Genomic DNA, 20,825 nt, shown 5'->3' with positions numbered 1-20,825 from the left:
GGAACACCGCGCTTCAGGGCGCGGGCCGCTCGGCGGCGGCGGTGATGCGCGCCGCCATGCCCGCGAAGATGAACCCGTGGAACGGCAGCACGGCGAACCAATACAGCCGTCCGGCGAGACCGCGGGGGAAGAACACCGCCCGCTGCTCGTAGCGCGCGCCCCCGGCATCCGGCAGCGCCCGCAGCTCGAGCCACGCCTCGCCCGGCACCTTCATCTCGGCGCGCAGACGCAGCAGACCGCCGCTCGCGGCCGAGGCCCCGGTCTCGGTGCCCGGCTCCTCCACGGCCTCGACGCGCCAGAAGTCGATCGCGTCGCCCACCCGTGCGGCGGCCTTGTTCCGTCGTCCTCGTCGCAGACCGACTCCGCCGACCACGCGATCCATCCACCCGCGCACGGCCCAGAGGAACGGCGAGGAGTACCACCCGTTCGTGCCGCCGATGCCGATGATGACGCGCCACAGTCCGTCGACCGACGCCGTGGTCTTGAGGGACCGCGCATCGGTGAAGACCATCCGTCCCGCCCACTCGGGGTCGCTCGGAAGCGGGTCGCTCGGCGCCCCGGAGACCTCGGAGTCTTGCCAGCTCGTCTCGATCGCATCCGCGTTCACGCGTCCGAGCGCGAGGTGCACGGCCTGACGATACGGCGTGAGCCCGCCCTCCGGCCGGGGGATCAGGTCGTCGACCGCGTGGTCCTTCACCACGCACTCGTTCTGCAGCGAGGCGACCAGGGGACGTGCGATCGACCGTGGCACGGGCGTCACGAGGTTGACCCAGTGCGAGGCGAGTCCGGGCGTGAACACGGGGAGCGCCGCGATGGCCCGTTGCGGCAGTCCGGCCTCGACCGCGTAGCCGTTCATCATCTGGCCGTAGCGCAGCACGTCGGGTCCGCCGATGTCGACTGCGCGGTTCACGTCGGGGGCCACGCGCGCCGCGCCCAGCAGATAGTGCAGCACGTCGCGCACGGCGATCGGCTGGATGCGGTTGCGCACCCATCTCGGCGCGGGCATGTACGGGAGGACCTCGGTCAGGTGCCGGATCATCTCGAACGACGCCGACCCCGAGCCGATCACGACTCCCGCCTGCAGCACGAGCGTCGGCACCCCCGACCGCAGGAAGATCTCGCCGACGTGCACGCGCGAGCGCAGGTGCGGCGAGAGCTCGACACCCTCGGGATGCAGTCCGCCGAGGTACACGAGACGGTGCACGTGCGCGTTCGCCGCGGCATCCGCCACCGTCTGCGCCGCACGCTCGTCGCTCTCCTCGAAGCCCTTGCCGGCCGACATCGAGTGGATCAGGTAGTAGACGACGTCGATGTCGCGCATGGCCTCGGCCACGGCATCCGCATCGTCCGCCGAGCCCTCGACGATCTCGCAGTCGGCTCCCCAAGGGAAGGATGCCGCGCGCGCGGCATCGCGGGCGAGTACGCGCACCCGGTATCCGGCGTTCAGCAGGCGCGGCGTGAGGCGTCCGCCGATGTAGCCGGTCGCGCCGAGCACGAGGACCCGCGGGGTCGTGCCGTCGTCGCGGGGGACCGCGCGCAGGTCGTCTTCGAGTCCGGTGGGCTGGGTGAGCTCCGTCATGCCATCGAGCGTAGGCGGCTCTCCCGGAGTTTTCACTAGGTTGGCAGATCACTAGTTCATCTAGTAACCTGCCCCCGAAGGAAGGCAAGGAATGTCCGGAGCACCGAAGTCCCCCGCGCGCGTCGATCACGCTCTGCGTGACGCTCCGTCGGTGCTCTCGGATGCGGCCAGCCTCGCGCCGCTCCCCGCCAGCGAGGCCGTGGGACGCACGGTCGGAGTCGACCGTGCGTCCCTGGTCTCCGCGGACCCGCGCTGGCGCACCGCCGGACTCGCCGCACTCGTCGCCCTGGTCGCCGCGGCATCCCTCCCCCTCGCGACCGTCCTGCTGACCCGCCTGCTGTGAGGCGCGACCCGCTCGCCCACGCTCGCCGCTCCGCCGTCCGCCCTCGTTCCACCGCGGGCATCCTCCGGGAAGAAGAGAGAACACCATGTCCGAACCCGTGAAGAACAGCGAATCCCTCTGGCGCCGTCTCGGCCGACGGCTGGGGCTCTTGAAGCCCGAGGAGCCGCGCCGCCTCACGGTCGACGACGTCACGGTCGTCGACCGCCCCATGCTCCGTCGTGCGGTCGCCGGCACCGTGGTCGGCAACCTCATGGAGTGGTACGACATCGGCGTGTACGGCTACCTCGCCGTCATCATCGGCCGCGCCTTCCTGCCCGATGCCTCCGCGGGGGCGCAGTCGCTGTTCTCGCTCGGCGTCTTCGCCGTCACCTTCGTCGCCCGTCCGCTCGGCGGCATCGTGCTCGGTCAGCTCGGCGACCGGATGGGGCGACAGCGCATCCTCGCGTTCACGCTCATCATGATGGCCGCAGCGACCTTCCTCATCGGCGTGCTGCCCGACTTCTCGGTATGGGGCGTGTGGGCACCCATCCTGCTCATCGTGCTCAAGCTCGCACAGGGCTTCTCGACCGGCGGCGAGTACGCGGGAGCGACGACGTTCATCACCGAGTACGCCCCCGACAAGCGCCGCGGGTTCTACGCCTCGCTGCTCGATCTCGGCTCGTACATGGGCTTCGCGATCGGCGCCGCGTTCGTGTCGATCCTGCAGCTGACTCTGTCAGCCGAGGTCATGCAGGGCTTCGCCTGGCGCATCCCGTTCCTCGTCGCCCTGCCGCTGGGTCTCATCGCGATCTACTTCCGACTCAAGATCGAGGACACGCCCGCGTTCCAGGAGGCGCAGGATGCCGCGGCGAGGGCGACCGACGAGGCGCAGGCCGCAGCGGATGCTCCCAAGGGCGTGCTCGCGCTGATCCGCGCGTACTGGCGCGAACTGCTCACCGCATTCGTGCTCGTCGCCGCCGCGAACACCGTGGGCTATGCGCTGACCTCGTACATGCCCACGTACCTCACCGGAACTCTCGGCTACGACGAGGTCCACGGCACGCTGCTCACGCTGCCGGTGCTCGTCGCCATGGCGCTGTCGATCCCGCTGACGGGCAAGCTCTCCGACCGCATCGGCCGCCGCAAGGTGCTGTTCATCGGCTCGATCTCGGCGATCGTGCTCGCCGTCCCGGCGTTCCTGTTCATGATGCACGGCGAGATCTGGTCGACGCTCCTGGGCCTCGTGCTGCTCGCGTTCCCGGTGACGTTCTACGTCGCGAACCTCGCGTCCTCTCTGCCGGCGCTGTTCCCGACGTCGTCGCGCTACGGCGGCATGGGCATCTCGTACAACCTGGCGGTCGCGCTGTTCGCCGGCACCGCGCCGGTCGTGATGGAGGCGCTCGTGCAGATGACCGGGTCGTCGCTCGCCCCGGCGTTCTACGTGATCGGCACGTCGATCGCGGGCTTCATCGCGGTCGTGGTGCTCAAGGAGTCCGCCCGCCGGCCGCTGCCCGGGGCGATGCCGAGCGTGCAGACGCCCGAGGAGGCGATCGAGCTCGTCGAGACGCAGGACGACAACCCCGACCTCGACCTCGACGAGCTGTTCCCCGAGCGGCTCGAGGGCGCGGAGACGGGGGCCGAGTCCGAGCCCGAGTCCGCGGCGGGGGAGCAGCCCGAGAAGGTCTGAGCGGAGGCCGCGTCGGCGGGAGGGCGGGCGCTACGAGCCTGCGGACCCCGGCGGGCGCTACGCGCCTGCCGATCCCTCCTCGTGAGAGCGGATGACGTCGCGGAGCTCCTGGTCGAGGTCGGCGGCCTCTTCGATCGCCGAGGTCATGCCGGCGAGGAAGCGGGTGACGGTCGCGCGCTCCTTGTCGGACATCTCGTCGACGAGGGCCAGCATCCGGCGGTGCATCGCCCCGAGCGTCTCGCGCACCTCGTCGTCGCTGCTCACGGTGGGCACGATGACGCCCGCGCGACGGTCGGTCGGGTGCGGTTCGCGTCGGGCGTGGCCGCCCTTCTCGAGGCGGTCGATCAGCGTCGTGGTGGACGCGGTGGAGATGTCCAGCATCCGGGCGATGTCGATCGGGCGCACGAGGCGTCCGGCGCGCTGCTCTCGGAGGAGGAACCGGAGGGCGACGAGGTCGGTCTCGTTCATCCTCATCGACGCACGCGTACGCGCGCGCATCGCTGTCTCGGCGGCGCGGTATCGGCGGAGCAGGTTCAGCACGTCGACGGTGCTGGCGGAGTCCGTGTCTGGATACCAGTACCCGGAGCGGGTGAAGTCCTCGGAGCGCTCCATCATGCCACCTCGTCGTCGTCGCTCATGCCGCCGTCCTGCTCACGAGCGAGCATCTCGACCGCGCCGGACTCGACGGCCGCCGGGACGATCTGCAGGATCCCGCCGGTGATCGCCTCGTTCTCGGCCGCGATGATCTGCTCGAGGCGCCAGTCGGCGACGGCGGGGAATCGCTGGCGAAGGCGTTCGAGTACATCGGAATACAGGATGTATCCCGCCTCCTCGAGGGTGAATTCCTCTGCCATGGCGTCCTTTCCGCAGGATTCCATCTTCGCATCCGTGACGAGTGGTGGATCACATTGATATTCGCTAGTCTGCCTGCTTACCTGGTTGTCGAGTAGCATGGAAGACGTCAGGGGGTGACACGAATGACGAACGACACGCAGGCTCCTGGGCGCGCAGGGGCGACCGTGCATCCACGGATCGCGGACGGAACCTCTACAGAGACGCGGGAGATGATCGAGCGGATCGAGCAGTTGCGCCGATCGGAGTCGCAGCTCGCACGGCGGCTGTCGTCGCGGCGTGAACCCAACGACACCGATCGCGAGGCGATGCGCTTCATCGCCGATGCGCCGGATCATGCGCCGGCGACGCCCGGTGGCCTCGCGGGGCACCTCGGCGTGAGCACCGCGGCGATCACGAGCGTGCTGCGTCGACTGCAGGAACGCGGCCAGGTCGTCGTCACCGCGCACCCCGCCGACGCGAGATCGAAGGTGGTGCGTCCGACGCTGCGCGATCTGCATGCGCCGGCCGACGACATGACGCAGCGCCTCGAGGGACTCGCGAGCGAGTTCACTCCCGAGCAGACCGAGGTCATCGTCAGGTTCCTCCGTCGACTCGCCGAGGAGATCGACGATCTCCCCTGAGATTTCTTGACCTTCGTCCAGATTCGCAAGTCCGAGTGGCATTTAACTAGGTAACCTAGTAATCTATCTCTCAAGCGATTCTTTCTGGATGGGAGAGAGATCATGGGACACCTGACCTACGGCAACGGCGGAGCACCGATCGACGTCGAGGATGAGATCCTCGCGCATGTCCGAGTCGTCACGCTGACCAAGCTGCGACGCAACGAGTCCTTCGCCCTGACGATCCCCACGACGGGCGGTGCGGTCGAGACGCTCTGGATCCAGGCGGCTATCCCGCTGCGCTTCGTGCTCGACGCGGAGGCCCCCGTCGACCGGGCGCTGCTCGTGAAGATGATGAACGCCGCCAGCTCGTCCGGAGGCCTCGACCTCACGCGCGACGAGTTCTCGTCCGAGTTCGGCGCGGCTCCCGTGCTGCACGCGATGAGCGCCTGAGCCCGACGATGTCGAGAAGGATCGGACTCGGCGCGCGCACCCGCGTCGCGTCGGCCCCGAGAGGTCTTTGGGTGGAGGTCGACCCCGGGTTCTTGGTGGGCAACGACCGGCGACGCTTCCTCGGGTCGATCAGCGGAGCGCCGACGCAGGGCTACACGGCGTTCGGTCCGCACTCCGAGTTCGTCGGCTCGTTCCGTGACCTCGATGAGGCGAAGGCCGCGGTGATCGCGGTGGTCGACGGCCCGCGTGCGGACGCGGACGCGGAGGCGGATACTCCTTCGCGCTGATCCGCGATCGTCGCGGCGGCGGATGCCCGGCATCGGGGTGTCTCCGATGCGTGTACGATCGTACGCATGACGTCCGCCGAAACGATTCGACGCGCTGCTCCCGATCGGGCTGCGCGTCGTGCGCGCATCGCCGTGAGTGCGCTGTTCCTCACGAACGGTGCGCTGTTCGCCAACCTCCTGCCGCGCTACCCCGAGATCAAGTCCCAGCTCGGCCTCGACAACGTCGGCTACGGAATCGCGATCGCTGCCTTCCCCGCGGGGGCCATCGCCGCCGGACTCCTCGCCGCCGTGCTGATCCGCCGGTTCGGCTCGGCGCGCGTCGCAGTGATCGGCACCGTCGGCGTGGGGATCGCACTGCTCGCTGCGGCGCTCGCGCCGACCGGCATCCTGTTCGCCGCGGCACTGCTGCTCGGCGGCGCCTTCGATGCGATCACCGATGTCGGGCAGAACGCACACGGCCTGCGCGTCCAGCGCCGATACGGGCGCTCCATCATCAACTCCTTCCACGCGATCTGGTCGATCGGCGCCGTGCTCGGCGGCGGCATGGCGGCCGCGGCGATCGCGCTGCAGCTCCCGCTCGCCGTCCATCTCGGGATCTCCACCGCCGTCTTCGCCGCTGTGGCGCTCACCTCGCTGTTCTTCTGCCTGCCCGGACGCGACGAGGAGGCGGATGCCGAGGCCACGGCCGACCCCGCGGAGATCGAGAAGGCCGTGCGCCGAGGCGTGGGCCCGCGCGTGGTGTTCGCGGTGATCGCGCTGACGCTCATCGCGATGGCCGGTGCGATCGCCGAGGATGCGGGCAACTCCTGGGCGACGCTGTACCTGGGCGAGTCGCTGGGCGCAGCTGCCGCGGTGGCCCCGCTCGGCTTCATCGCGCTCGTCGGAGCGCAGTTCGTCGGGCGCATGCTCGGCGACGGCATGACCGACCGGTTCGGCCAACGGACGGTCGCACGCGTCGGCGGTCTGATCGCCGCGGTCGGCATGGGACTCGCACTGCTCTTCCCCAGCGTCCCCGGCACGATCGCCGGGTTCGCCGCGGTGGGGTTCGGCATCGCGACGCTGATCCCGGCAGCGATGCACGCGGCCGACGAGCTCCCGGGTCTACGGTCGGGCGTCGGCCTCACGATGGTCTCGTGGCTCCTGCGTCTCGGCTTCCTCCTCTCACCGCCGTTCGTGGGATTCATCGCCGAGCACGAGAGCCTGCGCGCGGGCCTGATCGTCGCTCCCGCTGCGGCCCTCGTCGCGGTGCTCCTGTCCGGCGTGCTCGAGGGACGCAAGCCCCGCGCTTAGTCCCGCCTCCGTGTCGCTCGGAGCATAGTGCAACTTACTGGTTGCAGCCGGGAGACAGATGTGCAATTCTGGAGTTGCAGGTTCACGAAAGGGAGCACGACCATGGCTGACATTCGAGAAGACGCGACCGTCATCGACGCGGAGGCGTTCGTCGTCCGCCGCAGCATCCGCATCGCCGCATCCATCGAGAAGGTCTGGCGCGCGGTCACCGAGCCCGAGCACGTGTCGCAGTGGTTCGGCGCGCTCGAGCTCGACCGCACGGGCGCCGGCGCGAGCGGCACCATGACCTTCGGCCCCGACGACGCGATCCCGCTGCGCGTCGAGAGCGTCGACGAGCCGCGGAGCATCGTCTACCGGTGGAGCAATGACGACGCTCTCGGCCACCGGCCCGCCGTGCTCGACGAGGAGACCTCGACGCTCGTCGAATTCACGCTCGAGGCGATCGACGACGGCACACTCCTGACCGTCGTCGAGAGCGGATTCGAGCGCACGAGCGACCCGGCCGCCAACATGGAGTACCACCGCACCGGATGGGACGAGGAGCTCGACAAGCTCATCGCCCTCCTGGAGGCCGAGGCGTGAGCGCCGACACGCTCCTGCCCACGCTGTCCGCGCTCGCCGACGAGACCCGCTGGGGGATCCTCGCCGAGCTCGGGAGAGCGGATGCCTCGGCATCCGCTCTCGCGACACGGATGCCGGTGAGTCGCCAGGCCATCGCGAAGCACCTTTCCGTCCTGCAGGAGGTGGGCCTGGTCGAGCCGGTGCGTGTCGGCCGTGAGGTGCGATTCCGCGTGATCGGGGCGGAGCTCTCGGCCACCGCGCAGCGCCTCGACGAGATCGGCCGCGCCTGGGATCGCCGTCTCGCCGCCATCAAGGAGATCGCGGAGAACCTCTGACCGCGAAGGCTCACGACGTATACGTATTCAATCCGTATCAATTCCTCGAATATAGGCTTCCCTAAGTCGACTGCATACGTATACCATCAGCGACATGGGACATTCACAGCACCGAGCACTGCCGGTACTCGCACTCGCAGCCGTGGGCATCGTCGCCCTCACCAGCTGCGGCGCCGGTACCCGCACAGACAACGCGAACTCGACGACGGTGACGTGCGACTACACGGCACCTGAAGGCAAGACGACGGTCAACGTCCTCGCCTACAACTCCTCCGCGATCGACCCGTTCACCGACACCATGGTGTCCAGCTGTTCGAACGACGACGTGACTCTCAAGCACGACCCGATCGACTTCGGCGGCCAGGTGACCAAGACCACCGCCACGCTCGCGGGCGACACCGGCACCTACGACATCATCGAGACCTACGGCTTCGTGATCCCCGGCTTCGGCGAGGAGGGCAAGCTCGTCCCCCTCAACGACCTCTGGGACAAGTACGCCGACGACTACGGTCTCGGCGACATCAGCCAGTCGATGATCGAAGGCATGTCGTACGACGGCGACATCTACGCGGTGCCGATGCAGGCGCAGATGTTCGTGCTCGCCTACCGCACCGACATCTTCGAGGACCTGGGTCTCGAGGCCCCCACCACGTTCGACGAGATGATCGACGCCGCCGAGGCGATCAAGGGCGCCGGCCTCATGGACTACCCCATCGCTCTGCCGTGGCTCGCGACCGCCGACGTCACCACCGGCTTCCAGGGAGCCATGAACTCCCTCGGCGCCGACTTCGTCACGGCCGACGGCGAGGTCACGCTCGACGGACCCGAGGCCAAGCAGGCCGTCGAGGGGATGCTGTCGCTCAAGCCCTACATGGACCCGCAGGTCACGACGTTCGACCAGCCCAAGGTGCAGCAGCAGATGTTCAACGGCACCGCGGCCATGTCGATCATGTTCTCGGGTCGCATGTTCGACCTGACGCTCGACTCCAACTCGAAGTTCGCCGACTCGTTCGGCTTCGCCGGGGCTCCCAAGGTCACCGCCGACGCCGAGTACTCCTACAACCGTCTGTCGATCGACGGCTGGTCGATCCCGTTCAACACGAAGCTCGACCATGACATGCTCTTCCAGATGATGGCCTCCGCCGTCAGCGAGGACGCGTCGAAGGCATCGGTCCCCGCGGCCTACCCGGCGCGCGAGGGAATGGTCACGGAGAAGAACTCCCCGTACGGCGCCGCGGCGAACGACTCGATCGCCAGCGCCATGCCGCCGATCGTGTCGCCCGTGATCGCCGACATCACCAACGAGATCCGGCCCATCCTGGTCTCGGTCCTGAACGGCCAGATCTCGGTCGACGAGGGGCTCGCCCAGATGCAGGCCGCCGGCGAGAAGATCGCCGGCTGACCGACGCACCGACGTCATGACTGTGGCCTGAGCGCGAGTTCAGGCCACAGTCCGTCCAAGGGAGGACGCTTATGAAGGCACGCGAGTTCTGGTTGCTCTTCTTCCCGAGCCTGCTGGTGATGGGGGCGCTGCTCGTGCTCCCGCTGGTGCGCACGGTGCAGTGGAGCTTCGAGCAGGTCCGCTACGGCACACCGGGAACCTTCATCGGGTTGACCAACTTCACCGACGCCCTGACCGACCCGCGCTTCCACAAGGCGGTTCTCTTCACGGTCGTCGTCACGGTGGTCACCACGGCGATCCTGCTCGTGGCCGGCTACATCATCGCGACGGGCATCAACCGCATCACGACCTCCCGGCCGCTGGTGCTCGGCATCATGCTGGTGTCGTACGTGCTGCCCAACCTCGTCGGCGCCGTCGCGTTCTCGTGGCTGTTCGACGACAACTTCGGCGGTGTCGTGAACCGCCTCATCGGATTCTTCGGCGGCACGCAGGTGCTCTGGTTCACCGACCAGGTGCCCAACGGCATCCTCGTGATCGCCAACACCGTGTGGCACATGCTCCCGTTCGCGATGCTCATCATCCTGGCGGGGCTCCAGGGCGTGCCGAACGAGCTGAAGGAAGCCGCCGTGATCGACGGCGCCAACGGCTTCCAGACGCACATCAACGTGATCATCCCGACGATCCGCGGCGTGCTCGGCTTCGTGACGCTCATCACGATCATGGACGTGCTGCGCATGTTCGACAACCTCATCCCGCTGTCGCCGCAGGCGCAGAACATCGGTAACGAGTCGATCATGCTCTACGTCTACTCGGTGGCGTTCGCCGACGGTGCCGAGAACCTCGGTCTCGGCAGCGCGATCAACGTGCTCACCATCATCCTGATCCTCATCATGCTGACCCCGTTCATCCGGGGCATCTTCAAGGAAGCGAAGGCCGAACGATGAGTCTCACCGCCACCGAGCTCTCGACGAGGGCCATCGTGACGCGCGGCGCACCGAAGCGCCGCCGCGGGGGACCGAAGCGTCCCCCGATCATCACCGGCATCCTGCTCGCGGTGCTCTGCATCGTCATGCTGAGCCCGTTCATCTGGATGACCCTGTCGGTCACCAAGCCCACCGACGTGGCGTTCGCCAACCCGCCGGTGCTGTGGGATTACCAGCCGACGCTGCAGGCTTTCGTCGACCTGTGGGAGACGACGTACTTCGCCGACTACCTCGTCAACACGATCGTCGTCGCCGTGGTCTCGACCGTGATCGCGCTCGTGATCGGCATCCCGGCCGCGTACGCGCTCTCCCGGTTCCCCAGCTACGTGTCCGCGCTGCTGCTCGTGCTCGCGCTCATCTTCCGGGCGCTGCCCCGCTTCTCGGTCGTGCTGCCGATGTACGACATCAGCCGCGCTCTGGGTATCTACGACACGACGTTCGCCCTCGCGATCGCGCTCGTCGCGATCAACCAGCCCTTCACGATCTGGTTGCTGCGCAACTTCTTCGCCGAGATCCCCCGGGAGCTCGACGAGGCGGCGATGATCGACGGATGCACGCGCATCGGCATGCTGCGTCGCGTGATGATCCCGCTCATGGGCCCCGGCATCCTCACCGCCGGCATCTTCGTGTTCCTGTTCGCGTTCCAGGAGTACCTGACGGCGCTCGTGCTCACCGACACCTCGTCGAAGACCGTGCCGGTGTTCATCGCCACGCAGCTCGGACAGACGCTGCCGATGCTGCAACAGGCGGGCGCGGCATCCATGCTGTTGACGATCCCGGTGTTCGTGATCGCCTTCATCGCGCAGAAGTACCTCGTCGCGGGCCTCAGCGACGGCGCCGTGAAGGGCTGACGTGACGGCTCCGCTCGTCCTGCTCCCGGGCATGAACTGCACGGGCGACCTGTGGACGAACACGGGACTCGACACGGAGGGCGGGACGATCCGGCCGGTGCTGGACCGCCCTGCTCTCCGGGAGCAGATCGCCGAGCTGATGCGGGTGCTGCCGCCGCGGGTCGTGCTGGTGGGGCATTCGCTGGGCGGAATCGTGGCGATGGCGTTCGCTCTCGCCGCACCCGAACGCGTGGAGGGACTGTGTCTGGTGTCGACCAACGCGAAGGCTCCGACCGTGGCGCAGCGCGACGGCTGGCGGGCGTGGATCGATCGGCTGGATGCCGGAGCGTCGCCTCGCGCGCTGCAGCAGGAGATCATCGAGCCGCTCCTCGGCGCGGAGGTGACAGCCGACCGGCCCGATCTCGCCGAGCGCACCCTGGTCATGGGGGAGGAGACCGGGGCGGTCACGCTGCGCGCGCAGCTCGAGATGCAGCTCACGCGCGTGGATCTGCTGTCGCGGCTCTCGGCTCTGCGGATGCCGACGCTCGTGGTGTCGGGCCTCGACGACGTGATCTGCCCGCCGCACTTCCACACCGAGATCGTGGGCGAGGTCGACGGCGCACGGCTCGTGTCGCTCGACGCGGGGCACCTGCTGCCGCTCGAGCGTCCGCACGAGTTCGGCGACCTCGTGCGCTCGTGGCGCTCGCAGCAGCTGCGTCCCGCGGCCGTCGGGGCGTAGGCGCGCTCGCTGCTCACCGGTCGCGACGCCTGCTGCTCCCGTTCGCACGATGCGAAGGAGATCGCACGATCTGCAGGAGAGGATGCCGGAGAGCATCCTTCCGTGCGTGAGATCTCCTTCAGAACGTGCGGGGCGCGCCTGCGAGAGCTGATCGCACGAATTGAAGGAGATCTCGTGTTCTGCAGGAGCGGATGCGGAGAAGCATCCTTCGTTGCGCGAGATCTCCCGCGCACGGCGCAGAGGACGGATGCCGGTCAGGCGCGCTTCTTCGCCAGGATGCCGAGGCGGATCGCCGAGATGAGGAAGAAGACGGCGCCCACGATCGCGTAGCCGCCGACACCGGCGATCGCGGTCGCGCCCATCAGACCCTGGATGAGGAACGCCGTGCCGGCGAATACCGAGATGCCGCCGCTGAGCATCTGCGGGACCTGGCCGCCGGTGCGTCGATTGCGGATCGCCGTGATGAGCTGGGGGATGCCGGCGCCGATCGCCCAGACGCCCCAGATCGCGAGTGCGGCCGGGACCGACAGCGAGGATGCGATGCCGAGCGCGAGCGCGACCAGCACACTGACGACGACGCCCGCCCACTGGCTGGCCAGCGCCCGACGTGCCTCGCCCGCAGCGTGCATCTGCCACAGCACTGCCCCGGCATCGAACAGCGGGTAGACCACGAGGAGTGCGGTGAGCAGCGGTCCGCCGAGCGGGGCGGTCGCGATGAGGGCGACGGCCCAGACGACGGCGAACGCTGCGCGCACGAAGTACAGGCGTCGAAGTGCCGTCGCGAAGGACGGGGTGATGGCGGTGGCGGTCATGTCGTGGCTCCTTGAGACGGTTGTGTCCGTGTAGAGTTACTAGTAGGTCTACATGGAGGACCATAGACTGATCCCACGGCCGGCGCAACCGGCCCGCCCCGACCGGAGAACCGCATGACCGCTGAGATCGCCGCATCCGACGCGCGGACCCCGCGCGGATCGGCCACTCGCGACCGTATCCTCGACGCAGCGAACGCGCAGTTCTACACGCACGGCATCCGCGCCACCAGTGCCGACCGGATCATCGAGCAGGTAGGCATCACGAAGGTGACGTTCTACCGGCACTTCCGCACCAAGGGCGAGCTCGTGGTCGCCTACCTGGCGCAGCAGTCACAGGCCGAGCAGGCGTGGCTGCGCAGCGTCGCGCGCCCCGGGGACCCGCGCGCAGCCCTCCGCGAGATCGCCGCGGGGATCGGTGCCGCGAGCTGTCGGCCCGAGTTCCGCGGCTGCGCCTTCATCAACGCCGCCGCCGAGTTCCCCGACGCCGACGACCCAGTGCGGACCGCGGTCGACGCGCACCGGCGGTGGCTGCGTGAGAACTTCGCCGGCATCGCCGCCGAGGCCGGCGCGACGAATGCCGACGCCACGGCGGCTCAGCTCATGATGCTGCGCGACGGTGCCATGGTGAACGGCTACCTGGGCAACGGAGAGGTAGTGGGCGGGGAGCTTGCGGCGGCGTTCCTCTCCGTGCTGGACGGCGCCGTTCGCGGCTGAGACAGCTCTCGGCGACCCGGGCGCACCTCAGCGCGGGGCGGCCAGCCCGTGCAGGTGCGCCATGAGCGAGGACGCGAGGTTGTAGACCACGAAGTCGGCGCCCGCGTCGAACGCCGCGGTTGCGGCATCCTTCGTGCCGACGATGTCCATGCGCAGCGACCCCGCCTGCGCGAGTGCGTCGTGCACCGCGGCGATCGCCTCGGGCACCGGGAGATCGTCGGAGCCGGATGCCGTGGCGAGATCCGCCGGGCCGACCATGATGCCGTCCAGTCGCGGCGTCGCGACGATCGCGCGGGCCTCGGCGACCCCGCGCGGGGACTCGACCATGCCGAGCACGAGCGTGTCCTCGAGCCACGAGTCCCGGTGGTCGGCGGGGGGCACGAGCCCGAACCGCCCAGCGCGGCTGTAGGTCGCGAAACCCCGCGATCCCACCGGCGGGTAGAGAGCCGCGTCGACCAGTGCGGCCGCGTCCTCCGCGGTGTCGAGGTGCGGGGCGAGGATGCCCTCAGCGCCCTGGTCGAGCACCCGCAGGATCTGCCCGCGATCACCCTCGCCCACGCGCACGACGACGGGAACCCCGTGCACCTGCGCGAGCGCGATGTGATGGCGCAGGGCGACGACGTCGGCCGGGCCGTGCTCGCAGTCGATCAGCACGAAGTCGAATCCCGCGACCGCGAGCATCTCGACGAGCTCCTCCGAGGGCATGCGCAACAGCGCGCCGATGAGCTTCTCACCCGCGCGAGCGCGCTGCCGCAGGGAGGCGGTCATGCGACCATCCCCGCCGACAGGTCGACGTCGGCGCCGCACATCCCCGGCATCCCGAGCATCGCGATCACCGCCGCGCCGACCTCCTCCTCCGTGACCATGCGGCCCAGTGCCGCGCGGGACACGAACGCCTGCTCGGCCTCGTCGACGCTCCCGCCGGAGCGCTCGGCTTCGAGGCGGAAGTTGCGCGCCATGCGGGGTCCTTCGACGGGGCCGGGGGACAGCGAGTTGACGCGCACGCCCGCCGGGCCGACCTCGAACGCCAGGGTCGAGGTGAGCCCGATCACGGCCATCTTCGAGGCGCAGTACGGGGTGCGGTGCGCGAGCGGGCGCTTGCCCGACACCGAGGCCACGTTGATGACGTCGCCGCTCCCCCGCTCGACCATGCCCGGAAGCAGCGCCTTGCACAGCAGGAACGTGCCGCGCACGTTGACCGCGAAGACCTCGTCCCAGTCGTCGGCGTCGATGTCGGTGAGCGCCGCGACCGGGCCGGGGATGCCGGCGTTGTTGACGAGGATCGACACCTCGGTATCGGCGAGGGCGTCGCGCAGGGCGTCGACGGATGCCGGGTCGGCCACGTCGCACGCGAGCCCCCGTGCCCGGTCGCCGAGCTCGGCGACCACGGCGTCGAGCTTGCCGGTGTCGCGACCCACCACGACGACCTCGGCCCCGGCGGCGTGCAGGGACCGGGCGATGGCCGCCCCGAGTCCGCTGCCGCCGCCGGTCACCACGGCCACGCGGCCGGTGAGGTCGGTCATCGCGACTCCGCGCCGACCGGATCCGTGCCGGCGGTCGCGTGGCTCTCGTCGATCCAGTCGAACTGCGTGCCGGCATGCCGCCAGGCGCGTGCGTCTCCCGAGCGGGCGTGCCCTTCGAACAGCTCGACGCGGGCGGCGCGGCCGCACACGGCGCCGAGCTCGGCCGAGGAGTCGGTGTTCTGGATCTCCTGGTAGGTCACGGTGCGCAGGTACTTGCCGACCCACAGTCCGCCCGTGTAGCGCGCGGCGCCGAGGGTGGGGAGCACGTGGTTGGTGCCGATGACCTTGTCGCCGTAGGAGACGCAGGTGTTCTCGCCGAGGAACAGGGCGCCGTAGTCGTGCATGCGGGTGAGCGCCTCACGAGGCTCCTGCGTGAAGATCTGCACGTGCTCGAATGCGAAGTCGTCGGCGATCCGGTAGGCCTCGTCGAGGTCGTCGGCCACGATCACCTGGCCCCAGTCCCGCCAGGCGGGTCCGGCGTAGTCGCGCGTCGGCATCCCGGGCAGGATCCGCTCGATCCAGTCGAGCACCTGCTCGCCGAGCTCCTGCGAGGTCGTGACGAGCACGGCGGGGGAGTCCGGCCCGTGCTCGGCCTGCGAGAGCAGGTCGACCGCGGTGAAGAACGGGTCGGCGTGCTCGTCGGCGACGATGAGGATCTCGGTGGGGCCTGCGAAGAGGTCGATGCCGACCTCGCCGAACAGCTGCCGCTTGGCCTCGGCGACGTAGGCGTTGCCCGGACCCGCGATCATGTTGACGGGCTGGATGGTGTCGGTGCCGACGGCCATGGCGGCCACGGCCTGCACCCCGCCGAGGATGTAGATCTCATCGGCGCCCGCGAGCTTCATGGCGGCGACGGTGGCCGCGGGGATCTCGCCGCGGATCGGCGGCGTGCACGCGACGACGCGGGGGACGCCCGCGACCTTGGCCGTGATGATCGTCATGTGCGCCGAGGCGGTGAGCGGGTACTTCCCCCCGGGGATGTACGCTCCGGCTGCCTGGACGGGGACGTGCTTCTGCCCGAGGAACACGCCGGGGAGGGTCTCGACCTCGATGTCGACGAGCGAGTCGCGCTGCGCCTGGGCGAAGCGGCGCACCTGCGCCTGCACGAACTCGATGTCCGTGATCACCTGCGGGTCGAGGGTCGCCATGATCTGCGTGATCTCGTCGTCCGACAGCCGGTACGACTCGGGGCTCCAGTTGTCGAACTGCTCGGCGTAGCGGCGGACGGCGGCGTCGCCGTTCTCGCGGATGTCTCCGATGATCGCCCTGACGCGCTCGGCGACATCCTGCTGAGCGGTGTCCGCGAACGTCTTCGTCGGCGCGGTCTTCAGATGCAGGGGCATGGCCCTTCCTTTCTTTGCATACGTATGCTCCGATTATGACCGCGTATGCATTGCGGCGTCAAGGGCAGTAGAATCCGGTGGATGGAGGGGGAGGCCTGACATGGTCGTCACGAGTCGCGATGTCGCCCGCCTGGCGGGCGTGTCCCAGCCGACGGTGTCGAGGGCGCTGCGCGACGACGCCCGCGTCTCCGAGGCCACCAAGCTCCGCGTCCGCGAAGCGGCGCAGCTGCTCGGCTACGTGCCCAGCGAGGCGGGTCGTGCGCTGTCGTCCGGCCGCACCCGCCGCATCGGGCTGCTGCTGACCGATCTCGACAACCAGTTCTACTCGCACATCATCGCGCCGGTGCACCGCGAGCTCGAGGCACTCGGCTACCAGCTCATGCTGCACACCGAGACCGCCGACAACGACACGATCGTCGAGCGCCTGCTCGCGAACGGCCTCGACGGCGTGATCCTCGCGACGACCACGGTCGACTCCGTGGCGCCCGTGCGCCTGCGCGACCGAGGGCTCCCGTTCGTCTACTTCAACCGCATCGGATCGTTCGTCGATGCGGACTCCGCGGTCGTGAACTCCGTGCCGGGGTACCGCGAGGCGGTCCGCGCGTCCGTCGCGCTCGGGCATCGGCGCATGGGCGCCGTGCTGGGGCCGAGCAACACGAGTACGGCGCAGGGGCGAGAGGCGTCGCTCCGCACGGCCCTCGCCGCAGAGGGGCTCCAGCTCGACGAGCGCGACGTGCGCCGCACCCCGTACGGGGCGGCGGAGGGTGAGGCAGCCGCAGCCGAGCTCCTCGCCGGCCCCGACCGCCCCACGCTGCTCTTCTGCGGTAACGACGTCGTCGCGTACGGCGCGCTCAACGCCGCGCATCGCGCGGGCCTGCGCGTGCCGGAGGACGTCTCGATCATCGGCTTCGACGATCTTCCCGAGGCGGCCTGGCCCATCATCGACCTCGCCACGGTCGGCTACGACATCGTCGGCATGGCCCGCGCGGCCGCCGACCTCATCGTGCGGCGCATCGAGGATCCGGACGCCGAGATCCGAATGTCCGGGTTCGCGTCGACCTTCGTGGCGCGCCGCACACTGGCATCTGCGCCGTCGCGCTGAGCCGACGCTCCCGCCCCGCCCGCGTTCGGCATCCGTTCCCCGTCGCTCGCGCGGAATGTCCACCGTGTGCGCTGGATCGTCTCTTGCAATGAGCTGTGCATACGCATACACTGGCCGCAACGCGCCGCACGGTCACCGATGAACCGCAGCCGCGTATCTCGAAGGAGTGAAAAGCGTGTCTCTCGACCCGGTCGCCTATCTGCCGTACAAAGACCCCGATGACTTCATCCGCGAAGTGACCGACCTCATCTGGGTCGATCGGTCGATCAGCTTCATCGTGGACAACTACGAGCCCGATTCGATCGTGCACGGTGGACTGGGCACCTCCACGACCCGACAGGAGGTCATCGAGGGATCGCTCATGCGCATCTCCGCGACGCCCGACCGCGTCGGACAGGCGGAGGACGTGATCTGGGAGGCGCGCGGCGACGACGCGTTCCTCAGCTCGCACCTCGTGCTCTCGGGCGACCTGCACTCCACCGGGGTCAGCCGCACGATCGCGAACTGCCTCTACCGCCGCGGACGCATGGTCGAGGAGTGGGTCGTCCGCGACACGCTCGCCGGCGCGCAGCACCGTGGCCTCGACGTCGACGAGCTGGCGCGCACACAGGCCTTCCGCGGCTTCACCGGATCGTGGAACGACGCCGCCCCCGCCGACCCGATCGCGGAGGGCGACTCCGGCGTGCGCCCCGACGAGTACCGCTCCGAGGTCGAGACGGTGATCGACATGATCCAGACCGTCTGGAACGGCCGCGACCTGCAGAAGGTCGAGAAGTACTTCGACCGCGACCTCACCCTGCTCACGGTCGGCGACCGCACGATCATCCGTCCCGAGGGCTACCGCCGGGCGCTGCTGCACCTGCTCGAGTCCTTCCCGGGCGGCCAGTTCGAGATCCGCGACATCCAGACCAACTACGACGTGCGGTACGCCGGCCTCCGGGTCGCGGTGCTGTGGAAGTTCGTGGGCGAGTACAACGGCGTCCCGAACTACGGTCCCCTCACCGGCAAGCCCGTCGACCTGATCGGCGTCTCGCAGTTCACGTTCCACAAGGGCGCCATCGTCAAGGAGGTGCGCCTCTGGGACGACATCGCCCTGCGCGCCCAGATCGCCGGACAGCGCGGCGACGAGCCCGTGCAGTTCGCCAACATCTACTGATCACGACTGATCGACAAGGAGAAGAAGACAATGAGCACTGTCATCGAGGGCCCGAACGACGTCATCGTCGACGCGTCCGAGATCGAGCGCCGCACCATCCGACGCACCGACTGGGTGCCGTGCAACTCGGCGTTCATCGACTGCCGCACCCCGGGTTCCGACCGCAAGGAGAACTTCTCCTTCATCGGCGCCGGTGTCTCGCAGAACGCGAGCCAGTATGTGAACCTCGAGGTCGAGCACGGATTCAACACCGGCGCGGCGGGCATGCCGAACGGCATCTCGAACAACCTGCACCTGCACTTCACGGCCGAGGTCTTCATCAACCTCGGCGGCGAGTTCCGGCTGCGGTGGGGCGTCGACGGCAAGCAGGGCGAGTACGTCAGCCATGACGGCGACATCGTCACGATCCCTACCTGGATCTTCCGCGGTTTCACGAACGAAGGGCCGGACGACGGCATCCTCTACACCGTCCTCGGCCGCGACGACAACGGGGGCATCATCTGGGGCCCGTCCGTGCTCCGCGAGGCGGAGTCCTACGGGCTGCACCTCACCGCCGACAATAAGCTGATCGACACGGTCGCGGGCGACGTGCTGCCCGACGACGTCGCGCTCATCAAGCCGATGAAGCAGCACTACATCGACGAGCTCACGACCTACACGCTCGAGGACATGCGCTCGCGCGTCATCCAGCCCGGTGACCGCAAGTACTCGGCGGCTGCGCTGCTGTGCGCGGCGGTCGACGGCGGTCGCGTCGAGCTCGCCACCGCGATCGGCTACGGCATGAGCGAGAACCGCCGCCAGGTGCCGAACGTGCACGAGCCGCACTCGTTCAACCTCGCCTGGGTCAAGGCCGAGGCGGGACAGGGCGTGCTGCGCCACCGCCACGACAAGACGCAGGCGCTGCTCTTCAAGACCGGCCGCTGGGAGGTCACCCTCAACGGCGACCCGTCGACGACCGTGAACCTCGGCGCCGGCGACACGTTCTCGGTGCCCGAGGGCGCGTGGCGCGAGTACCGCTGCGTCGAGGGCGACGAGACCGGTGAGGGCACCGTGCTCGTGATCAACGGCGGCGACGACCGGGTCTACCTCGAGTGGGCTCCGGAGGTTGTCGAGGCCGCAGCCGCCGCCGATTGGACCATCGACCCGAACGGCTACCTCGCGCCGCTCGGTGTGATGGTCACCGCGACGGAAGACGACTGACACACACTCCGGTCGTCGACAGTCGCGAAGCGCGAGGGGCCCCCGGGCTCCTCGCGCTTCTGCGTGTAACGGGCGGTGGTCTCCGGCCGTCGGGCGCGGATCAGTCCAGAGCGACGCGGCCCTCGTGCTCGGGCAGGCGCTCGCGCAGCATCCGCTCGGCGAGCTCGGCGATCCGCTGCGTCGCGGGTGAGAGCAGCACGCCCTCGCGCCGCACGAGCGCGATCGTGTCGTGCATGGGCTCCGCGAAGGGGAACGTGCGGATGCCGTCGGGGAAGCCCTCCGACTCGGCGACCGAGCGCGAGACGATCGTGTCGGCCGTGCCGGCGGCCACGAGGCTGAGCGCGGTCTCGACGTGCTCGACCTCGACCGCGGGCTCGATCGTGCGGCCCCGCAGGCGGGCACGTTCGAGCAGTTGGCGGCGGGTGGGGTCGTCCCAGCCGGCGAAGGCGTCGTAGAGCACGAGCTTGGCGTCGGCCACCTCGTCGATCGCGACAGGTCCGCTCCCGGCGGGGCGGGTCGTCGAGGCGTACAGCACTTCGTCGCGGAAGAGGGGGCGCACGTCGAGGCCGTCCTCGTCGATCGGCAGCACGAGCAGCCCGGCCTCGAGCTCGCCTGCGGCGATCGACCGGGCCACGAGCGCCGAGTTGATGCCGACGAGGCGCAGCCGCACGTTGGGATGCCGGTGGTGGAACGTCTCGGCGAGGTCGGCGAGCGCGTAGTAGGCGGCGTTGCGCAGCACGCCGAAGGTGCACGTGCCGCGGTCGAGGGAGGCGAGGGCCTGGATCGTGTCGATGCCGTTCTGCACGGCGCTGACGGCCTGTGCGGCGTGCGGACGCAGCTCGAGGGCGGCAGCGGAGGGCACGAGTCGACGGCTGCCGCGCGCGAACAGCGTGACGTCGAGTTCGCGTTCGAGGCGGGCGACGAGCTCCGACACCGACGCCTGGGTCATGTCGAGAGCGCGCGCGGCGGCCGTGAAGGAGCCGTGCTCGAGCGCGGCGAGGAAGGCGGTGAGCTGAGTGATCGTCACGCGACCATCGTAGAACAGTCCACTGG

The 20,825-nt window shown here is 69.2% G+C and carries 24 protein-coding genes; 16 read left to right on the top strand and 8 right to left on the bottom strand.

The window, feature by feature from the left end:
• Positions 1-13 precede the first annotated feature (13 nt).
• On the bottom strand, positions 14-1,579 hold the full coding sequence (locus tag MRBLMX7_RS08650; RefSeq protein ID WP_363367600.1) for an SDR family oxidoreductase: 1,566 nt from the start codon (positions 1,577-1,579) through the stop codon (positions 14-16).
• 91 nt (positions 1,580-1,670) lie between these two features.
• Between MRBLMX7_RS08650 and MRBLMX7_RS08645 the strand changes: the two genes are divergently transcribed.
• Positions 1,671-1,922: a hypothetical protein gene (locus MRBLMX7_RS08645; protein ID WP_363367598.1), complete on the top strand. Its 252-nt coding sequence runs from the start codon at positions 1,671-1,673 to the stop codon at positions 1,920-1,922.
• 85 nt (positions 1,923-2,007) lie between these two features.
• The gene (locus MRBLMX7_RS08640; RefSeq protein WP_363367596.1) at positions 2,008-3,588 is read left to right on the top strand and encodes an MFS transporter; all 1,581 of its coding nucleotides are present in this window, start codon (positions 2,008-2,010) and stop codon (positions 3,586-3,588) included.
• Positions 3,589-3,645: 57 nt separating this feature from the next.
• On the opposite strand, the gene MRBLMX7_RS08635 is transcribed toward MRBLMX7_RS08640, so the two are convergent.
• Both MRBLMX7_RS08635 and MRBLMX7_RS08630 read right to left on the bottom strand, forming a co-directional pair.
• Positions 3,646-4,203, bottom strand: coding sequence for a MarR family winged helix-turn-helix transcriptional regulator (locus MRBLMX7_RS08635; protein WP_414685090.1), 558 nt, complete (start codon positions 4,201-4,203; stop codon positions 3,646-3,648).
• Complete coding sequence (locus MRBLMX7_RS08630) at positions 4,200-4,442, bottom strand: hypothetical protein (protein WP_363367594.1); 243 nt, start codon at positions 4,440-4,442, stop codon at positions 4,200-4,202. Before MRBLMX7_RS08630 ends, MRBLMX7_RS08635 begins: the two co-directional genes overlap by 4 nt.
• Positions 4,443-4,652: 210 nt before the next feature.
• On the opposite strand from MRBLMX7_RS08630, the gene MRBLMX7_RS08625 reads away from it, so the two are divergent.
• The 10 genes from MRBLMX7_RS08625 (at position 4,653) to MRBLMX7_RS08580 (ending at position 11,922) form a co-directional block, all read left to right on the top strand.
• On the top strand, positions 4,653-5,063 hold the full coding sequence (locus MRBLMX7_RS08625; RefSeq protein WP_050723363.1) for a MarR family winged helix-turn-helix transcriptional regulator: 411 nt from the start codon (positions 4,653-4,655) through the stop codon (positions 5,061-5,063).
• Positions 5,064-5,165: 102 nt separating this feature from the next.
• Positions 5,166-5,495 carry a hypothetical protein gene (locus MRBLMX7_RS08620; RefSeq protein ID WP_363367592.1) on the top strand — a complete coding sequence of 110 codons (330 nt, stop codon included), beginning with the start codon at positions 5,166-5,168 and terminating at the stop codon, positions 5,493-5,495.
• Between the two features lie 71 nt (positions 5,496-5,566).
• Positions 5,567-5,782 carry a hypothetical protein gene (locus MRBLMX7_RS08615; RefSeq protein WP_363367590.1) on the top strand — a complete coding sequence of 72 codons (216 nt, stop codon included), beginning with the start codon at positions 5,567-5,569 and terminating at the stop codon, positions 5,780-5,782.
• Between the two features lie 66 nt (positions 5,783-5,848).
• Entirely contained in the window at positions 5,849-7,072 is a 1,224-nt protein-coding gene (locus tag MRBLMX7_RS08610) for an MFS transporter (RefSeq protein ID WP_363367588.1), read from the top strand.
• Between the two features lie 102 nt (positions 7,073-7,174).
• Complete coding sequence (locus tag MRBLMX7_RS08605; RefSeq protein WP_363367586.1) at positions 7,175-7,654, top strand: SRPBCC domain-containing protein; 480 nt, start codon at positions 7,175-7,177, stop codon at positions 7,652-7,654.
• Positions 7,651-7,968: an ArsR/SmtB family transcription factor gene (locus MRBLMX7_RS08600; protein WP_363367584.1), complete on the top strand. Its 318-nt coding sequence runs from the start codon at positions 7,651-7,653 to the stop codon at positions 7,966-7,968. Before MRBLMX7_RS08605 ends, MRBLMX7_RS08600 begins: the two co-directional genes overlap by 4 nt.
• Positions 7,969-8,062: 94 nt before the next feature.
• Positions 8,063-9,370 (top strand): ABC transporter substrate-binding protein, encoded by a 1,308-nt coding sequence (locus MRBLMX7_RS08595; RefSeq protein WP_363367581.1) that lies wholly within the window; start codon positions 8,063-8,065, stop codon positions 9,368-9,370.
• Positions 9,371-9,441: 71 nt separating this feature from the next.
• On the top strand, positions 9,442-10,314 hold the full coding sequence (locus MRBLMX7_RS08590; RefSeq protein WP_050723088.1) for a carbohydrate ABC transporter permease: 873 nt from the start codon (positions 9,442-9,444) through the stop codon (positions 10,312-10,314).
• A complete protein-coding gene (locus tag MRBLMX7_RS08585) occupies positions 10,311-11,204 on the top strand; it encodes a carbohydrate ABC transporter permease (protein ID WP_363367579.1) in 894 nt (297 codons plus the stop codon). Before MRBLMX7_RS08590 ends, MRBLMX7_RS08585 begins: the two co-directional genes overlap by 4 nt.
• Position 11,205: 1 nt before the next feature.
• The gene (locus MRBLMX7_RS08580; RefSeq protein WP_363367577.1) at positions 11,206-11,922 is read left to right on the top strand and encodes an alpha/beta fold hydrolase; all 717 of its coding nucleotides are present in this window, start codon (positions 11,206-11,208) and stop codon (positions 11,920-11,922) included.
• A 254-nt stretch (positions 11,923-12,176) separates the two neighbouring features.
• Here the strand turns inward: MRBLMX7_RS08580 and MRBLMX7_RS08575 are convergent, their stop codons facing one another.
• The gene (locus MRBLMX7_RS08575) at positions 12,177-12,734 is read right to left on the bottom strand and encodes a hypothetical protein (protein ID WP_363367574.1); all 558 of its coding nucleotides are present in this window, start codon (positions 12,732-12,734) and stop codon (positions 12,177-12,179) included.
• Positions 12,735-12,848: 114 nt separating this feature from the next.
• Between MRBLMX7_RS08575 and MRBLMX7_RS08570 the strand changes: the two genes are divergently transcribed.
• Complete coding sequence (locus MRBLMX7_RS08570) at positions 12,849-13,448, top strand: TetR/AcrR family transcriptional regulator (RefSeq protein ID WP_363367572.1); 600 nt, start codon at positions 12,849-12,851, stop codon at positions 13,446-13,448.
• Positions 13,449-13,475: 27 nt separating this feature from the next.
• Here the strand turns inward: MRBLMX7_RS08570 and MRBLMX7_RS08565 are convergent, their stop codons facing one another.
• Genes MRBLMX7_RS08565 through hisD form a run of 3 tightly spaced genes read right to left on the bottom strand, consistent with a single transcriptional unit; the run spans position 13,476 to position 16,314 of the window.
• Entirely contained in the window at positions 13,476-14,216 is a 741-nt protein-coding gene (locus MRBLMX7_RS08565) for an HpcH/HpaI aldolase family protein (protein ID WP_363367570.1), read from the bottom strand.
• Positions 14,213-14,971 carry an SDR family NAD(P)-dependent oxidoreductase gene (locus tag MRBLMX7_RS08560; protein WP_363367568.1) on the bottom strand — a complete coding sequence of 253 codons (759 nt, stop codon included), beginning with the start codon at positions 14,969-14,971 and terminating at the stop codon, positions 14,213-14,215. Before MRBLMX7_RS08560 ends, MRBLMX7_RS08565 begins: the two co-directional genes overlap by 4 nt.
• The gene (hisD, locus tag MRBLMX7_RS08555; protein WP_363367566.1) at positions 14,968-16,314 is read right to left on the bottom strand and encodes a histidinol dehydrogenase; all 1,347 of its coding nucleotides are present in this window, start codon (positions 16,312-16,314) and stop codon (positions 14,968-14,970) included. Before hisD ends, MRBLMX7_RS08560 begins: the two co-directional genes overlap by 4 nt.
• Positions 16,315-16,414: 100 nt before the next feature.
• On the opposite strand from hisD, the gene MRBLMX7_RS08550 reads away from it, so the two are divergent.
• From MRBLMX7_RS08550 to MRBLMX7_RS08540, 3 genes are all read left to right on the top strand, one after another.
• A complete protein-coding gene (locus tag MRBLMX7_RS08550) occupies positions 16,415-17,416 on the top strand; it encodes a LacI family DNA-binding transcriptional regulator (protein ID WP_363367563.1) in 1,002 nt (333 codons plus the stop codon).
• A 175-nt stretch (positions 17,417-17,591) separates the two neighbouring features.
• Positions 17,592-18,572, top strand: a complete 981-nt coding sequence (locus tag MRBLMX7_RS08545; protein ID WP_363367561.1) for an ester cyclase — start codon at positions 17,592-17,594, stop codon at positions 18,570-18,572.
• Between the two features lie 30 nt (positions 18,573-18,602).
• Complete coding sequence (locus tag MRBLMX7_RS08540; protein ID WP_363367559.1) at positions 18,603-19,772, top strand: cupin domain-containing protein; 1,170 nt, start codon at positions 18,603-18,605, stop codon at positions 19,770-19,772.
• Between the two features lie 100 nt (positions 19,773-19,872).
• On the opposite strand, the gene MRBLMX7_RS08535 is transcribed toward MRBLMX7_RS08540, so the two are convergent.
• On the bottom strand, positions 19,873-20,799 hold the full coding sequence (locus MRBLMX7_RS08535) for a LysR family transcriptional regulator (RefSeq protein ID WP_363367557.1): 927 nt from the start codon (positions 20,797-20,799) through the stop codon (positions 19,873-19,875).
• Between the last annotated feature and the right edge of the window lie 26 nt (positions 20,800-20,825).

The sequence above is a fragment of the Microbacterium sp. LMX7-1.2 genome, from assembly GCF_040675935.1.
Classification (GTDB): domain Bacteria; phylum Actinomycetota; class Actinomycetes; order Actinomycetales; family Microbacteriaceae; genus Microbacterium.
Note: the sequence above shows the minus strand (reverse complement) of the source record. Positions and strands in the feature narration are given on the sequence as shown.

Excerpts from the sequence above, each read along its gene's own strand:
- MRBLMX7_RS08650 (WP_363367600.1), bottom strand. The coding sequence starts at position 1,579 with ATGACGGAGCTCACCCAGCCCACCGGACTCGAAGACGACCTGCGCGCG.
- MRBLMX7_RS08645 (WP_363367598.1), top strand. The coding sequence starts at position 1,671 with ATGTCCGGAGCACCGAAGTCCCCCGCGCGCGTCGATCACGCTCTGCGT.
- MRBLMX7_RS08640 (WP_363367596.1), top strand. The coding sequence starts at position 2,008 with ATGTCCGAACCCGTGAAGAACAGCGAATCCCTCTGGCGCCGTCTCGGC.
- MRBLMX7_RS08635 (WP_414685090.1), bottom strand. The coding sequence starts at position 4,203 with ATGATGGAGCGCTCCGAGGACTTCACCCGCTCCGGGTACTGGTATCCA.
- MRBLMX7_RS08630 (WP_363367594.1), bottom strand. The coding sequence starts at position 4,442 with ATGGCAGAGGAATTCACCCTCGAGGAGGCGGGATACATCCTGTATTCC.
- MRBLMX7_RS08625 (WP_050723363.1), top strand. The coding sequence starts at position 4,653 with ATGATCGAGCGGATCGAGCAGTTGCGCCGATCGGAGTCGCAGCTCGCA.
- MRBLMX7_RS08620 (WP_363367592.1), top strand. The coding sequence starts at position 5,166 with ATGGGACACCTGACCTACGGCAACGGCGGAGCACCGATCGACGTCGAG.
- MRBLMX7_RS08610 (WP_363367588.1), top strand. The coding sequence starts at position 5,849 with ATGACGTCCGCCGAAACGATTCGACGCGCTGCTCCCGATCGGGCTGCG.
- MRBLMX7_RS08605 (WP_363367586.1), top strand. The coding sequence starts at position 7,175 with ATGGCTGACATTCGAGAAGACGCGACCGTCATCGACGCGGAGGCGTTC.
- MRBLMX7_RS08595 (WP_363367581.1), top strand. The coding sequence starts at position 8,063 with ATGGGACATTCACAGCACCGAGCACTGCCGGTACTCGCACTCGCAGCC.
- MRBLMX7_RS08590 (WP_050723088.1), top strand. The coding sequence starts at position 9,442 with ATGAAGGCACGCGAGTTCTGGTTGCTCTTCTTCCCGAGCCTGCTGGTG.
- MRBLMX7_RS08585 (WP_363367579.1), top strand. The coding sequence starts at position 10,311 with ATGAGTCTCACCGCCACCGAGCTCTCGACGAGGGCCATCGTGACGCGC.
- MRBLMX7_RS08575 (WP_363367574.1), bottom strand. The coding sequence starts at position 12,734 with ATGACCGCCACCGCCATCACCCCGTCCTTCGCGACGGCACTTCGACGC.
- MRBLMX7_RS08570 (WP_363367572.1), top strand. The coding sequence starts at position 12,849 with ATGACCGCTGAGATCGCCGCATCCGACGCGCGGACCCCGCGCGGATCG.
- MRBLMX7_RS08565 (WP_363367570.1), bottom strand. The coding sequence starts at position 14,216 with ATGACCGCCTCCCTGCGGCAGCGCGCTCGCGCGGGTGAGAAGCTCATC.
- MRBLMX7_RS08560 (WP_363367568.1), bottom strand. The coding sequence starts at position 14,971 with ATGACCGACCTCACCGGCCGCGTGGCCGTGGTGACCGGCGGCGGCAGC.
- hisD (WP_363367566.1), bottom strand. The coding sequence starts at position 16,314 with ATGCCCCTGCATCTGAAGACCGCGCCGACGAAGACGTTCGCGGACACC.
- MRBLMX7_RS08550 (WP_363367563.1), top strand. The coding sequence starts at position 16,415 with ATGGTCGTCACGAGTCGCGATGTCGCCCGCCTGGCGGGCGTGTCCCAG.
- MRBLMX7_RS08540 (WP_363367559.1), top strand. The coding sequence starts at position 18,603 with ATGAGCACTGTCATCGAGGGCCCGAACGACGTCATCGTCGACGCGTCC.